This window comes from Pseudomonas sp. GV105 (assembly GCF_003058185.1).
GTDB lineage: Bacteria > Pseudomonadota > Gammaproteobacteria > Pseudomonadales > Pseudomonadaceae > Aquipseudomonas > Aquipseudomonas veronii.
The window spans coordinates 38,025-51,764 of the sequence record NZ_QBUF01000015.1; the positions used below are offsets into that span (position 1 = coordinate 38,025).

Genomic DNA, 13,740 nt, shown 5'->3' on the forward strand with positions numbered 1-13,740 from the left:
CAGCCCCAGAGGTGTTTATGCAAACCTTGCAGACTTCCACCCCCGCCCGCCTGTGTTACCTGCACCTGGCAAGCAAAGCTCCACAGCAGCAGGTCGACTTCTATCGGCGCCTGCTGGACATGGACGGCCTGGCGCAGGCTGACGGCAGCTGGCTGCTCCAGGGGCCCCAACGGGCCATGCTGATTTCACCCGCCGACCATAGCGGCCTGCTCGCGGCGGCGTATGACCTGGGCAGCCAAGCGCACTTGAGTGAACTGCGCGCGCGCCTGCTCGGCAACGGTTGTCAGGTCGAAGCGCTCGACTCGCCGCTGCTGGAAGCGGGCGCCTTTCAAATCCGTGACCCCCAGGGTCGGCAAACCCTATTTGGCGTGTCTCGCGGCGCGTCCACCATCGACCGCAAGGGCATGCCGGGGCGCCTGCAGCACGTGGTGTTCCAGACCACGGAGCTGGAAGCGATGATCGACTTCTACGTCAACACAGTGGGGTTCACCGTCTCGGACAATGTCGTCGACGAGCAAAGCGGCCAGCTCACCACCTGCTTCCTGCGTTCGGACGATGAACACCATTCGCTGGCGTTCTTCCGCGGGTCGAAAAACGAGTGGGATCACCACTGTTACGAAACCAACGAATGGAATGACATCCGCGACTGGGGCGACCGCTTCGCCAAGGAGCGGATCACCTTGTTCTTCGGCCCGGGACGACATGGCCCAGGCAACAACCTGTTCTTCATGGTGGTCGATGCCGATCGCAACCGCCTGGAATTCTCGGCCGAGCTGGAGATCACCGAAGCCTCCCGCCCGCCTGGCGTCTGGCCGCAGGAGGAATACACCCTCAACGCCTGGGGACGCGCCTGGATCCGAAGCTGAATACGCTCAACCTAAAGGGTCTGCCCTCACCACCCTCAATCGACGCGGCTACCTGCCTCTAAGGTAAGACTATGACAACTCCAATACTCGCGGCCTACGCCATCAACGGCGACCAATACATCAACGGCACCTGGCGTGCGGGTCGTTCTGCACGACGCCTGGACGACCGCAACCCCTTCAACGGCGAACCCTTGCTGGAAATGCCCCTGGCCTCGGTGGCCGACCTGGATGACGCCTACCAGGCCGCCCAGCGCGCGCAAACCGACTGGGCAGCGCTGCACCCGACCCAGCGCAGTGCGCAACTGGAAAAACTCGCCCAGGTCATCCAGAACCGCAGCGAAGAAATCATCGACTGGCTGATCCGCGAGTCCGGCAGTACCCGTATCAAAGCTGGCATGGAATGGCAGTTCACCCTCAACCTGGTTCGCGAATGCGCAACACTGCCGATGCAGGTTGAAGGCCGGATCCTGACCAGCTACAAGCCTGGCGAACAGAGTTTCGTGTTTCGCGAGCCGCTGGGGGTCGTCGGTGTGATCAGCCCGTGGAACTTCCCGCTGTACCTGAGCATGCGCTCGGTGGTGCCGGCCCTTGCGCTGGGCAATACCGTGGTGCTCAAGCCTGCCAGCGATACGGCGGTTACCGGCGGCCTGTTGATTGCCCATCTGTTCGAAGAGGCCGGGTTCCCGGCGGGCTCGCTGAACGTGGTGGTCGGCGCGGGTGCGGAGATCGGCGATGCGTTCGTCGAACACCCGATACCGAGCCTGATCTCCTTCACCGGCTCCACCGACGTGGGACGCAACGTCGGACGCATCGCCACTGGCGGCAAGCACATCAAGCGCGTGGCCCTGGAACTGGGCGGTAACGCACCGCTGGTGGTGCTGGAGGATGCGGACATCGAGATAGCGGCGCATGCCGCCGTGGTCGGGCGCTTCCTGCATCAGGGTCAGATCTGCATGAGCGTCAACCGGGTCATTGTTGATCGTGCGCTGTATGCCGACTTCGCGGCGCTGGTGGTCGAGCGCGTGCGCAATCTCAAGACCGGTGACCCGGCCAAGGCCGATACGGTAATCGGGCCGGTGGTCAACCAGAGTCAGCTTGATGGCCTGCTTGGGAAGATCGACGCCGCCGAGCGTGCCGGTCTCAAGCAACTGTGTGGCGGCCAGGCGCGCGGGCTGGTGCTACCGGCCCACGTCTTCGGTGAAGTGGGCCCCGAGCAGGCCTTGGCCCGCGATGAAACGTTCGGCCCGTTGCTGCCGCTGATGATTGCGCAGAATCAGGCCCATGCCCTGGAGTTGGCCAATGCAAGCGAGTACGGTCTGTCCAGCGCGGTGTTTACCCGTGACATGGCACGCGGCCTGAGCTTTGCCCGGGGCATCGTAGCGGGCATGACCCATATCAACGACATCACCGTCGATGACCAGCCCAATGCGCCGTTCGGCGGCGAAAAGAATTCCGGTCTTGGACGCTTCAACGGCCACTATGCCTTGGATGAGTTTACCCGAGCCCATTGGGTCACCTGGCAAGCCGGGGGCCATCACTACCCGTTCTGATCGTCTGTCAGGAGCGGGCAAGGCTCACACCTTGCCCGCCAGCCCAAAACAAAAAAACAAAAGGCGAAACAATGAATAACCTAGCCTGCGTATCCACCGATCAAGTCGTTCGCTCTGATCGGCTGATGAAATGGAAAGAGTTCATGAGCGATCACCTGGGCCGCACGCCGGAGTATATAAAGCGCCTGGAGTCCACCAACATCGACCCGTTGCACAACGGCAACTTCCAGGGCCGCCTGGAATACGGCGACTTGGGCCAGTTGCGTTTCTGCCGCATGACCGCCAGTGCCCATCGCTATTCACGCCACCTGAGCAAGGCGCTTGATGTCGTCGACACACCGCGCATGTTGATACTGCAGGTCGCTGGTGTCAGTCATTTCGAGCAAGGCCAGCAAAACAGCACCGTCGCGCCGGACGAAATGCTCCTGGTCGACTGCGGCAAACCCTTCAGCGTCACCAGCACCCAGGGCTGCGAGCACTTTATCCTGCTATTCCAGGGCCCCGCCGGGCAACTGACGCAGACCGGCGACATGCACTTGAATGGCCGCAACGGGCTGGGGCGCATGCTGATGCACTTGATCAGCGACGCTTATCACCAATATCCCCTGCTCAACAGCCAATCGGCCGGGCTGATCGGCGACAGCATCACCGGGTTGCTGAACAATGCGCTGAAGAACAAACAAGATGAAAAGCAACTCGACCATGACTTCCGCTTTTTCAAACAGAATCGCCTCAAGGCGTATATCGAGCGTCACCTGGCCGACCGCGACCTCAGCATCGAGCGCATCGCCAACGCCGAGCAATGCTCAGTGCGCAGCTTGCATCGGGCATTTCAGGACGAACTGGGGTGCAGTGTCAGCGAGTACATCTGGCAGCGTCGGCTGTCCCGTTGCGCCGAGGACCTGCGCAACCATGAACAGGCCCATCGCTCCCTCACCGAGATCGCCTATGCCTGGGGCTATGGCAGCAGCTCGCATTTCAGCCGGCACTTCAAAGCGACATTCGGCATGTCGCCCCGGTTGTTTCGTGACACCGCCAGCGACACCCGTGCCAACGCCACTGCGGCGTAACCCCAGGCGCCGTCCGCCAGCGCCAAGGCGTTGATGGACGGCCCCTGCGATCAATGCGCCTCACCGCCCGGCAAGGGCTGGTAACGCACCGATCAACCGTCATCCTGTACGTCGCCCCAGCGAAACCGTCAAAGGCACCCGGGGACAAGAAACCGGCCGCCCTGTTTTTCTCTCCCGCGTTGCCTTGCATGTCTTTCAGGAACTCAAGACCCGCACCGGAGAGTCTCAGTGCGCTGACTGATGCCTCGAACGGCTGCAGGGTTCTGGTGGTACTGGTTTAACCTTCACGGTAATGACCTGACCTCGACGTTTCGCAAAGGCTGGACGACCTAATGCACAACGGCCAGCCCCTAGCGCCTGGCGCGGTTGGCGCGACCCGCCATTCAACTTTCATAAAAGCTTAACGAAAGTGCTGCAAAGTTCGGGAGCCCGTTATCACAATGAGTTCCTTCGATGAAAAATTTGATGAAGTCTGCTGCACTCGCCGTTGCGGTTTCTCTTTGTGCAAGTTCCATGGCTTTTGCTGAGGAAAGCGTTCGTCTGAGCGGCTCAGGCGCTAGTTTCCCGGCACCGATCTACCTGACCTGGTTCAAGGATTTCAGTAAGAAAACCGCAGGCGTCACTGTGGATTATCAATCCAAGGGCAGTGGCGCCGGTGTGCAGGACTTCCTGAACAAAACCGTCGATTTCGCCGCCAGTGACTCGGCAATGAAAGACGAAGATATCGCCAAGGTTGCCGAAGGCGTGCAGTTGCTGCCGATGACGGCAGGTGAAATCGTGTTGGCTTTTAACCTGCCGGGCAATCCTAAAGAACTCAAATTGCCACGCGACGTTTACTCCAACATCTTCTTGGGCAAAATCACCAAGTGGAACGACCCGAAAATCGTTGCAGCCAACCCGGGCCTGAAACTGCCTGATATGCCGATCACCGTGGTCGTGCGTGCAGACTCCAGCGGTACCACTGCGGTATTCACAAAGCATCTGGCGACGATCAACCCACAGTTCCAGAAAGATTTGGGTGAAGGCAACACCGTCAACTGGCCTGCCAGCGACAAATTCATCAAATCGCCGAAGAACGATGGTGTGACAGCGACCGTGCGCCAGACTCCGGGCGCTATCGGCTATATCGAATACGGTTTCGCCAAGCTGGCCAAGGTTGACTTTGCCCAACTGCAGAACAAGGCCGGCAAGTACGTTGTCCCTAACGCAGAAAGCGGTGCCGAGGCCCTCGCGGCTGTGAAAATGCCGGAAAGCCTGGTGGCCTGGCTGCCGGATCCGGACGGCGCCAAGTCCTACCCGATCACGTCCTACACCTGGATGATCTTCCGCAAGCACAACGAGAACCCGGCCAAGGCCAAGGCGATGCGCGAAATGGTCGAATACAGCCTGACCGAAGGGCAGAAAATCGCCGACTCGATGGGTTACATCCCGCTGCCGAAATCGGTTGTCGATGAGGTTCGCAAAGCGTCCGCCAACATCCAGTAACGCACGTGAGGCCTCTCTCGGTATGCGCGCTCAGCCATACCGGGAGCGTTTCCCCCTTGTTCCGGAGTTAGCCTATGAGCACACCTTTTGTCGTACCGGTTAACCAGGATTCTGCCTGCCAACCACCCTCTGCAAAGGATTTCCTGGTTGATCGCACCTTCCGTGCGCTCGCACGAATAGGGGTGATTCTGATTCTGGCGTTGGTCTTCGCCTTGGTATTCGAGGTGGGACGCAAGGCCCTTCCAGGCATGGAAAAGCACGGTTTTGATGTGCTTCTCGGCAGCGTCTGGGACGTTAACCAAGGCAAGTACGGCATTTTGCCGGCCATTTGGGGCACGCTCTACAGCGCCCTGATCGCGCTGCTGATCGCAGGCTTTTTCGGCGTCAGCATGGCGATTTTCCTGACCCAGGATTTCCTGCCGGCGAAGCTGGCAGCCGTGTTTCGAACCATCGTCGAATTACTCGCGGCCATCCCCAGCGTCGTTTATGGCCTGTGGGGGATTTACGTGGTGATCCCGACGATTCGCCCGCTTACGGCGTGGCTGAACAGCGAACTGGGCTGGATACCTTTTTTTGGCACAACCTTGAGCGGGCCGGGGCTGCTTCCTGCGGCGTTGGTACTGGCCATCATGATTCTGCCGACCATTGCGGCCGTGTCGCAGGACGCCCTCACCGGTGTCCCGATGAAAACCAAACAGGCCGCCTACGGCATGGGGACGACCCATTGGGAAGCGATTCTGAAGGTGATGGTGCCATCCGCCGCCACCGGTATTTTCGGTTCCCTGGTCCTCGGCCTGGGTCGCGCGCTAGGGGAAACCATGGCGCTGGCCATGCTGGTGGGCAACGCGAACAACATCTCGCTTTCTCTGTTTGCCCCGGCCAATACGCTAGCGGCCTTGTTGGCGCTGAACTTCCCCGAAGCCGGGCCGAACGAAATCGAAGTATTGATGTACGCCGCACTGGTACTGATGTTTATCACGCTCCTGGTGAACGTCATCGGTTCCATGATCATGGTCTATGCCCAACGTGGTACTAAATGATGACTGACATCACTTCCTCTACAGCCGCTTTACCAAGCCTGCAGCGCAAGTTTGAAGGCCGCGCCCTGCGCAGCCTGGTGTTGACCACACTGGTCTGGGGTGGTGCTCTACTGGCCAGCGTGCCGCTGATTTCCGTGCTCTACATGCTGATCACGCGCGGAGGGGCACGCCTGAGCCTGGAGGTATTCACCGAACTGCCGCCAACCGGTTTCGAGACCGGCGGTGGCTTCGGCAACGCGATGGCAGGCACCTTCGTCATGGTCGGTATCGCGGCGGCAATCGCGGTGCCGGTCGGCATCATGGCGGCCATTTTTCTGGCGGAACTGGGGCCAGACAGCAAGCTGGCAAACGCCGCGCGCTTTGCCGCCAAGATGCTCACGGGCCTGCCATCCATTCTGGCCGGGGTGTTTGCCTACGCGCTGGTGGTGATGACCACCGGTACCTATTCAGCACCGGCGGGTGGCGTGGCACTGGCGGTACTGATGTTGCCCATCGTCGTGCTGACGGCTGAAGAGTCGATGAGGATGGTGCCTAAAATCATGAAGGATGCGGCCTACGGCATGGGCTGTACCCGCTCGCAGGTCATCTGGAAAATCGTCTTGCCTACCGGCATGCCGGCGATCCTGACGGGCGTCATGCTCGCCGTGGCCCGCGCCGCTGGCGAAACCGCGCCGTTGTTGTTTACCGCGCTGTTCAGCAACTACTGGATTTTTCACGACGGCAGCCTGGCAGTCATGAATCCGACTGCATCGCTTGCCGTGCTGATTTACAACTTCTCCGGCATGCCCTTCGACAACCAACTCGAGCTCGCATGGGCAGCCTCACTGGTGCTGGTGATGATCGTACTAGTCGTGAATATTGTCAGCCGCATTTTCGGCAAGCCCAAGTATTGAGAACGGGAGCATCTGAATTTTGAACGTATCAACTGCGCAAATAGCCGCTCCGTTTGTCACCCAGGCGCCTGTGGTCATGGACTGCAAGCTGGACAAAATTTTCTACGGCAACTTCATGGCGGTACGTGACAGCCATGTGCCGATCGAAAAAAACAAGATCACCGGTTTCATCGGCCCTTCTGGCTGCGGCAAAAGTACCGTGCTGCGCAGCCTCAATCGGATGAACGATCTGGTGAAAGGCTTTCGGTTTGAAGGGCACGTGCATTTCCTTGGGCAAGACGTCTATGGCAAGGGCGTTGACCCGGTGGTCGTGCGGCGTTACATCGGCATGGTTTTTCAGCAGCCGAACCCATTTTCGATGAGCATTTTCGACAACGTTGCGTTTGGCCTGCGCCTCAATCGCTACAAAGGCGACCTGGGAGACCGTGTAAAGCACGCCCTGCAAGGCGCGGCGCTGTGGGATGAGGTCAAGGACAAGCTCAAGGTCAGCGGCCTGTCACTCTCCGGCGGCCAGCAACAACGGCTTTGTATCGCTCGCGCCATCGCGACCGAACCTGAAGTGCTGTTGCTGGATGAGCCCTGTTCGGCACTCGACCCGATCGCGACGCGTCGGGTCGAGGAGTTGATGGTTGAGCTGAAGAAGGATTACACCATCGCCCTGGTCACCCACAATATGCAGCAAGCCATCCGTGTTGCAGACACGACGGCGTTTTTCTCGGTTGATATTTCCCAGGGCACGCGCACCGGTTATTTGGTTGAGATGGGCCCAACGGCGCAGATTTTCGATAACCCGCGCGAACAAATGACCGGGGATTACATCAGCGGCAAGTTCAGCTAAACAGCAAACGTCCAGTCAAGACCGCATACCGCTATAGTGCCAAAGGTGCTTTAGCGGGCATCCGGTCGTTTTACCTGCTTATCTACCGTTTCCCAGGATTGCCAATGCCTGCACCCCGTCGTCTTGATTTACCTGCAATCGAACGCGCGCTACGCGAGGTGCAGAGCCGCTTTTCCGAGCTCAGCAGGCACTTTACCGAGCCGCGCGACCCCTTGACCGACGAAGTGCTGCACAATGTACTTGAAGGTTATGCGTTGATTGACAGCTATGTCGCAAGCGGCGTAGACCTGTTCGACCTTCAGCAACTGAACCTGATGCTGGAGATCAACGCCACCGTGCTCTGTGGCCGGGACCCGGTACGCCGACGAGAATACGCTCAACATCTGGCGGCGACCGAGGAACACTTCTTCAACAACGTCGAGGGGGGGATAAAAGACTTGTTCAATTGGTACTGTGCGTATCGCAGCGAATCCGTCTGGAAACGTGCAGCCGGTGTCTACGTGCGAATCCTCAGCAAGCCGCAGTTGTTTATTGAAGGCAATAACCGCAGTGGGTCGCTCATCGTCAGCTATTTGCTCATGCGCGCAGGTTTGCCTCCGTTCGTGCTGACGCTGAAAAACGCCGAGGGCTACTTCAACCCGTCATCGGTCATACGCAACTCTGCCAAGCATGGCGTCAAGGCGTTGTATGAATTGCCCAAGATCAAGAAAAAGTATGCAGCCTTCCTGGAAGAACAGGCATCTGATTCAATGAAATTTCTTCTCAACGACAAGGCCTCGTCCCTCTACCAGGAGGGTCATCGATGAGCCGGTATCCCACGCTCGCTAAATGCCGAGCTTCCGGCAGCCGGGTATGGCACGCCATGCGGCGCGCCGTCCCGATGCACGGATTCAGGCGTCAGCGCATACGCATTTCGTTCGATATCGATGACACCCTGGCCTGCCAACTCCACCACTGCGCGGTCGAGCCAAGCCGGCTGCCGGCCTGTGTGCATCGTTGGCTGGGTGAACCACTGCGTATCGGCACACGCTCCCTGACCCAAGAGTTACGTCGCCAGGGCTGCAGTATCTGGGTCTACACCTCGTCCGGTCGCACTCCGTCCTACATCAGGCGTTGGCTATTGCTGTACGGCATCCGCGTCGACGGGGTGGTCAACAGCATGCTGCATAACCGTGCCCTGACGGTGCATGGCCTGTCGAACGCGCCCTCGAAATTTCCGCCGGCATTCGATATCGACTTACATGTCGACGATTCCGAAGGCGTGCGGACTGAAGGGCGTGATCACGGTTTTCGCGTTGTTGTCGTGCATCCGGAGGATGAGCGCTGGGCACAGAAAGTCCTCGATGCCGTGGCGGAAGTCCAAACACAGCTCGCTTGGCAACAACCGTTCAGGAAGAAGAAGCCAGCACAACAATGCTCGGAAATTGTGCCCTCGTGAGTTTTAGTAACCCTGGCTTCTCACCGCGGCCCATGGCTGCAAAAAAATCTTCACGGTCTGGACATTCTCTTGTGTGTTCATCGAAATCGCTCCATTGCCTTTACCCTAACCGGACACGTTGTGGGCCTGCGGGTGAGGAAGAGGGTATTCGCACGCCGCGCGGGTATTGGCTGGCAGTCAATTCGATCAAAAGCGACGCGCAACGCGATCTTGCCTGATGCGCAGGACGTGCTTAGGGCGCGAGTATTTCCTGAAGAAACGCGATGAATACACTGATGCGGCTGGAACCACGGTGGTTGGGCAGATACAGCGCATTGATGCAGGTGCTTGCACTGCCTGGGTTGACTTCATATTGCTCCAGCACCCGCGTCAGCCGACCTGCACTGACGTCCTCACGTACCAGCCAATCGGCCAATAGCGTCACCCCGCCACCGGCCAAGGCAGCCTCGCGCAGAATGTCGGCATTGTTGCTTTGCAGCCGTCCCTGCACGTTCACGCGGATGACGTCCTCATCGCCCAGGAATGTCCAGTCGTGGTGGCCCGTGTGGTAATCGAAACGCAAGCACGGGTGCTCGAGCAAGTCGCGAGGGTGTCGCGGCAGTCCGGTTCGTGTCAGGTATTCGGGACTCGCCACCACCCAACGCTGGAAATAGCCCAGCCGCTTGCTGACGATGTCATCACTGACAACCGATGAACCAAGACGTACTGACACATCGATTTGTTCGCTGAGCAGGTCACTGACCTCGTCGCTCAGCGAGAGACTGATTTCCAGACCGGGATGGCGTTCAAGCAACCGCCCCAAGTGCGGGGCGATGATTCGCCGGCCGAATTCCACCGGGACACTGACCCGCAAACGCCCCTGAGCTTCGCTGCCACGGTCGGCAACGACGGCATCCGCGCCATCGATGGCCTCAAGGATCGCCACGACTTTATCGAAATAGTGCTGCCCCGCCACCGTGACGCTCGTATTGCGCGTGGTGCGGTTGAGCAGGCTGGCGCCCAACTCACTTTCCAGCCCCGCGACCTGCCGTGTCACAGACGATGTGGAGATGCCGAGCTTACGCGCCGCAGATGAGTAACCCCCACAGCGCACCGTTTCGACAAACATTTTCAGCGCCAGCAACTTGTCCATGCACGGATTCCGAGATCGAAAGGTAAAGGTAGCGACTGTGCATGACCAGGCAATGGGAGTCTTGCATGGCTGTGCTCAATGGCTTGATTGGTTAAGGAGGCTTGCGATCTCCCTATTGATCGGATGATAATCAAAATTGATCAAATGATCGACCGATTAATAGAGCGACGTCTCGGAGCGGGTACATGCCACGGCGGGAACCGGTCGCTCTGAACCCGTGCAAGCACAAAGGCGCGCACTTGAACCCGTCAAGACAACAATAAAAAGGAGATCGACGATGCAATGCCCCTGCTGTCTTTCAAAGACCCGTCGCCAACTGCTGGGCATCATGGCAGCTACCGCCGGTGGTCTGCTGGTTACCCGTTTATCACCCGCCTCGGCGGCACCGATCAAGAAAGGTGCCGATGTCCCGGTGCGATCGGTGGACATCCATGCACATTACTACCCTGAAGAGTTCTTACACCTCCTGGGAAGTGAGGGCAAAACGTTCGGTGCAAGCTATACCCGCCAGGAAACTACTTTCAGCTTCTCCACCCCGGCCGGAGGATTGGGGCCATTGCCGTTGAAATTCATCGACGTGCAGGCGCGTTTGCTCGATATGGACCGTTCCGGCGTCGACGTACAGGCGCTGTCCCTTAGCGTGCCAATGGTGTACTGGGCAGATCGACAACTCAATGCCCGCCTGGCACGTGCCTGGAACGATGCTGCGTCGATGGTCCATCGCCAACACCCACAACGTTTTGTGGTGCTGGCCACGTTGCCGATGCTAGAGGCTGACGATGCCATCGCCGAGCTGGAACGCGCCGCCGAATTGCCTGGGGTTCGTGGGGTGTACATGGGCACAAACATCAACGGCCTGGACCTGGACAATCCGCGCTTCGCGCCCGTCTTTGCCCGTATAGAACAGCTCGGACTCCCAGTATTCCTGCACCCGCAACAAACGGTCGGCGGCAACCGTCTGAGCAACTACTACTTGAGCAACTTGCTGGGCAACCCGTTCGATACCGCTATCGCGGCGTCACACCTGATCCTCGGCGGAGTATTGGATCAATACCCTCAACTGCATGTGTCATTGCCTCACGCCGGTGGGGCTTTGCCAATACTCGTGGGACGTCTCGATGCCGGGTGGACCTCACGCCCTGAGACACGACGCCTGGCCCAGAAGCCGAGCAGCTACTTGACGCGATTCAGCTACGACACCGTGTCGCACTCCGGGCCGGTGCTGGACTATTTGATCGCCAACGTCGGTATCGACCATCTGGTCCTGGGCAGCGACTACTGCTTCGACATGGGCTATGAACAGCCGGTGCGTTTTGTCGAAAGCGTAGGCTTGGGCCCGCGCGAGAAAGCGGCAGTACTCGGCGCCAACGCGGCCAGAATCCTGAAACTCCCCGTATAGCGTTGGCGAAACTCTCGATTTCCCTTTGGCCGGTTTGACCGGCCTTTTTTTTTGCGAACCGTTCAAGACTTCACCAAATCGTCTCTGCCGTTCGGCTCGGGCCCCCAGCCAAGATGATCGAACCGAATAAACAAATACTGATCAATCATAACCATGGGCCCATACGACTTTAAATAAATCAGTCAAAAGACTATAAAAACCAACCGACCCGCATTGCCGACAGCAAGCACTACACCCATTAAATTATATTGGCCCATCTGTAGACAAACATGGATAAACATCATTTTCGGTAATAATCAGTATCCCGCCTGAGCATTTCTACAAACAACCTGGCGACAGCATAATCAGCTCCAGAAGCAAACAAAGAGATTTTGTCCCCTCTCTCACTCTTACTGGAAGACACCCTGATGAAATATGCAATGCTCGCCTCACTCATGATGTTTAGCGTATACGCTTCAGCCCATGATGGCGCCAACAACAATGCCTCTGCCCCTGAACCTGAGCGGTACAATTATTCCGAACACCTGGATATCGCCAAGGTCATCGACATCACTACAGCAGAGGACACAAACAACGCTTGTGGCCCAGTGGACGCGCACATGGTGTATGTGGATCACAAGGGTATAACGCACGACCTGCAATACAAAATACTCGGTGGCGCTTGCCAGAATGGTTAAAACTTCAAAGTTTACAGGTGCTAAAAAAGAGGAGACCGCTTCGATCTGAAGCTAATCTCCTCTTTTTATATTCAGTCTAGAAAGACTGCAACAGCCCAACGATCACACCCCACTTTCATCCCGCCAACGCAAGGCTCTCGCCAATAAGTCCGATGTGAGCCGCTCCATCAGGCTTGGGCGATCCCCATAATCCGATTGCCCATACTCACCCCCCAATCCGCCATACGCATGCCTTCTGCAAGTTGTTGGTGCTGCCAGGCAAGCAGGGCTTTATCGAGGTCGCCGATGTCGTCGATTGCTTGCGCCAGGGCCAGTGCATTGCGGGCTGCCTTGGCCGTGCTTCCGGCGGTATGAGGACGCGGCACAAAAGCGGCGTCGCCAGTCAACAGCACACGGCCAAACACCATCTGAGGAACTTTGAGATCAAGGATTGCTTGCACAAAAATATCTTGGGTCTGGCGAATCAGTTCCCGAAAAGCCGGGTTCGCCTGCCGCTCACCCATTCCCCGTATGTAAGCATCCTGCCCAGCGGCCAAGGCTCCGGGTGGAATGGAGTGACTACGCCGACGGCCATCGCTGTCAGTGAGCACAGCGTCCAGTTCCGCCCCTTGTGCAGCTTTCAAATACCACAGCCAATTGAACCGACGCTCGCCCGGATTAACGGAGCCATTCACGCTCGGCACCATGTATTCCAACATCAGCGATTCAGGGTCTTGTTGAAAAACAAAGTCCTCGTAAAGCTGCATTTTGGCGAAGTCTGGAAGTTGCTCTTCATCGACCAGCCCGCGCCACACCACATACCCCGAATAGCTGGGTACTGTTCCAGGCAACACCACGCTTCGCACGGTTGAACCCGAGCCATCAGCGCCAATCAGCAGGTCTGCCTCGGCAGTGCTGCCGTCGGCAAAAATCGCAGTCACCCGGTGTTCATTCTGAGTCAGATCCACCAACGTCTTGCCACGGTGATAATGCTCAGCAGCAAATGCAGAAAATAATGAGCTGTACAGTGTGTTCCAGGACGTCTGGGTTTGCGGCATCGGCTCTTTATGCACGACGCTACCCTCTCGATCCAGATAGAGACGATCATGGGACCGGACGCCGAGCGCTCCTGCCGGATGAATGCCCGCATAACGAAAATGGTGCAGGACGTCCGCTTGCAGAACGATGCCCCCGCCACGACTATCCATCGCCGCAGGGGATCGCTCGTAAATATCGACCTGCCAACCAATCGCGCGTAACGCCGTGGCGGCGAACAGCCCGCCCAGGGAACCACCAATGACCAAGGCCTTTGGAACGCCTGAACTCTTCATTACCTTTCTCCTCGTTGCAGGGTGATTCCCGCAGCTGCGGTT

The 13,740-nt window shown here is 58.2% G+C and carries 13 protein-coding genes; 11 read left to right on the top strand and 2 right to left on the bottom strand.

The window, feature by feature from the left end:
* Window positions 1-17 precede the first annotated feature (17 nt).
* The 9 genes from C8K66_RS25220 to C8K66_RS25260 all read left to right on the top strand — a co-directional run bounded on the left by C8K66_RS25220 (window position 18) and on the right by C8K66_RS25260 (window position 9,180).
* Window positions 18-866 carry a VOC family protein gene (locus C8K66_RS25220; RefSeq protein WP_057005719.1) on the top strand — a complete coding sequence of 283 codons (849 nt, stop codon included), beginning with the start codon at window positions 18-20 and terminating at the stop codon, window positions 864-866.
* Between the two features lie 71 nt (window positions 867-937).
* Complete coding sequence (locus C8K66_RS25225) at window positions 938-2,416, top strand: aldehyde dehydrogenase family protein (protein WP_057005720.1); 1,479 nt, start codon at window positions 938-940, stop codon at window positions 2,414-2,416.
* Window positions 2,417-2,487: 71 nt separating this feature from the next.
* Window positions 2,488-3,486 (top strand): helix-turn-helix domain-containing protein, encoded by a 999-nt coding sequence (locus C8K66_RS25230; RefSeq protein WP_057005721.1) that lies wholly within the window; start codon window positions 2,488-2,490, stop codon window positions 3,484-3,486.
* A gap of 453 nt (window positions 3,487-3,939) precedes the next feature.
* Window positions 3,940-4,971: a phosphate ABC transporter substrate-binding protein PstS gene (gene pstS / locus C8K66_RS25235; RefSeq protein ID WP_026140103.1), complete on the top strand. Its 1,032-nt coding sequence runs from the start codon at window positions 3,940-3,942 to the stop codon at window positions 4,969-4,971.
* A gap of 74 nt (window positions 4,972-5,045) precedes the next feature.
* The gene (pstC, locus tag C8K66_RS25240) at window positions 5,046-6,011 is read left to right on the top strand and encodes a phosphate ABC transporter permease subunit PstC (RefSeq protein WP_046382745.1); all 966 of its coding nucleotides are present in this window, start codon (window positions 5,046-5,048) and stop codon (window positions 6,009-6,011) included.
* Window positions 6,011-6,904, top strand: a complete 894-nt coding sequence (pstA, locus tag C8K66_RS25245; RefSeq protein WP_026140105.1) for a phosphate ABC transporter permease PstA — start codon at window positions 6,011-6,013, stop codon at window positions 6,902-6,904. The genes pstC and pstA overlap by 1 nt, the downstream gene beginning before the upstream one ends.
* A gap of 76 nt (window positions 6,905-6,980) precedes the next feature.
* Window positions 6,981-7,742: a phosphate ABC transporter ATP-binding protein PstB gene (gene pstB, locus C8K66_RS25250; protein ID WP_017847588.1), complete on the top strand. Its 762-nt coding sequence runs from the start codon at window positions 6,981-6,983 to the stop codon at window positions 7,740-7,742.
* 104 nt (window positions 7,743-7,846) lie between these two features.
* Complete coding sequence (locus C8K66_RS25255; protein WP_108526261.1) at window positions 7,847-8,548, top strand: hypothetical protein; 702 nt, start codon at window positions 7,847-7,849, stop codon at window positions 8,546-8,548.
* Window positions 8,545-9,180 (top strand): hypothetical protein, encoded by a 636-nt coding sequence (locus tag C8K66_RS25260; protein WP_165933338.1) that lies wholly within the window; start codon window positions 8,545-8,547, stop codon window positions 9,178-9,180. Before C8K66_RS25255 ends, C8K66_RS25260 begins: the two co-directional genes overlap by 4 nt.
* Before the next feature lie 232 nt (window positions 9,181-9,412).
* Here C8K66_RS25260 and C8K66_RS25265 read toward each other — a convergent pair whose 3' ends face one another.
* Window positions 9,413-10,312 (bottom strand): LysR family transcriptional regulator, encoded by a 900-nt coding sequence (locus C8K66_RS25265; protein ID WP_046382743.1) that lies wholly within the window; start codon window positions 10,310-10,312, stop codon window positions 9,413-9,415.
* A gap of 277 nt (window positions 10,313-10,589) precedes the next feature.
* Here C8K66_RS25265 and C8K66_RS25270 point away from each other — a divergent pair, with 277 nt between their 5' ends.
* Complete coding sequence (locus C8K66_RS25270) at window positions 10,590-11,711, top strand: amidohydrolase family protein (RefSeq protein ID WP_046382742.1); 1,122 nt, start codon at window positions 10,590-10,592, stop codon at window positions 11,709-11,711.
* Between the two features lie 407 nt (window positions 11,712-12,118).
* On the top strand, window positions 12,119-12,388 hold the full coding sequence (locus tag C8K66_RS25275; RefSeq protein ID WP_017847593.1) for a DUF2790 domain-containing protein: 270 nt from the start codon (window positions 12,119-12,121) through the stop codon (window positions 12,386-12,388).
* Window positions 12,389-12,555: 167 nt separating this feature from the next.
* Here C8K66_RS25275 and C8K66_RS25280 read toward each other — a convergent pair whose 3' ends face one another.
* Window positions 12,556-13,698, bottom strand: coding sequence for an FAD binding domain-containing protein (locus C8K66_RS25280; RefSeq protein ID WP_079444318.1), 1,143 nt, complete (start codon window positions 13,696-13,698; stop codon window positions 12,556-12,558).
* Window positions 13,699-13,740 lie beyond the last annotated feature (42 nt).

Coding starts and splice junctions, on each gene's coding strand:
- C8K66_RS25220 (WP_057005719.1), top strand. CDS start 18: ATGCAAACCTTGCAGACTTCCACCCCCGCCCGCCTGTGTTACCTGCAC.
- C8K66_RS25225 (WP_057005720.1), top strand. CDS start 938: ATGACAACTCCAATACTCGCGGCCTACGCCATCAACGGCGACCAATAC.
- C8K66_RS25230 (WP_057005721.1), top strand. CDS start 2,488: ATGAATAACCTAGCCTGCGTATCCACCGATCAAGTCGTTCGCTCTGAT.
- pstS (WP_026140103.1), top strand. CDS start 3,940: ATGAAAAATTTGATGAAGTCTGCTGCACTCGCCGTTGCGGTTTCTCTT.
- pstC (WP_046382745.1), top strand. CDS start 5,046: ATGAGCACACCTTTTGTCGTACCGGTTAACCAGGATTCTGCCTGCCAA.
- pstA (WP_026140105.1), top strand. CDS start 6,011: ATGACTGACATCACTTCCTCTACAGCCGCTTTACCAAGCCTGCAGCGC.
- pstB (WP_017847588.1), top strand. CDS start 6,981: ATGGACTGCAAGCTGGACAAAATTTTCTACGGCAACTTCATGGCGGTA.
- C8K66_RS25255 (WP_108526261.1), top strand. CDS start 7,847: ATGCCTGCACCCCGTCGTCTTGATTTACCTGCAATCGAACGCGCGCTA.
- C8K66_RS25260 (WP_165933338.1), top strand. CDS start 8,545: ATGAGCCGGTATCCCACGCTCGCTAAATGCCGAGCTTCCGGCAGCCGG.
- C8K66_RS25265 (WP_046382743.1), bottom strand. CDS start 10,312: ATGGACAAGTTGCTGGCGCTGAAAATGTTTGTCGAAACGGTGCGCTGT.
- C8K66_RS25270 (WP_046382742.1), top strand. CDS start 10,590: ATGCAATGCCCCTGCTGTCTTTCAAAGACCCGTCGCCAACTGCTGGGC.
- C8K66_RS25275 (WP_017847593.1), top strand. CDS start 12,119: ATGAAATATGCAATGCTCGCCTCACTCATGATGTTTAGCGTATACGCT.
- C8K66_RS25280 (WP_079444318.1), bottom strand. CDS start 13,698: ATGAAGAGTTCAGGCGTTCCAAAGGCCTTGGTCATTGGTGGTTCCCTG.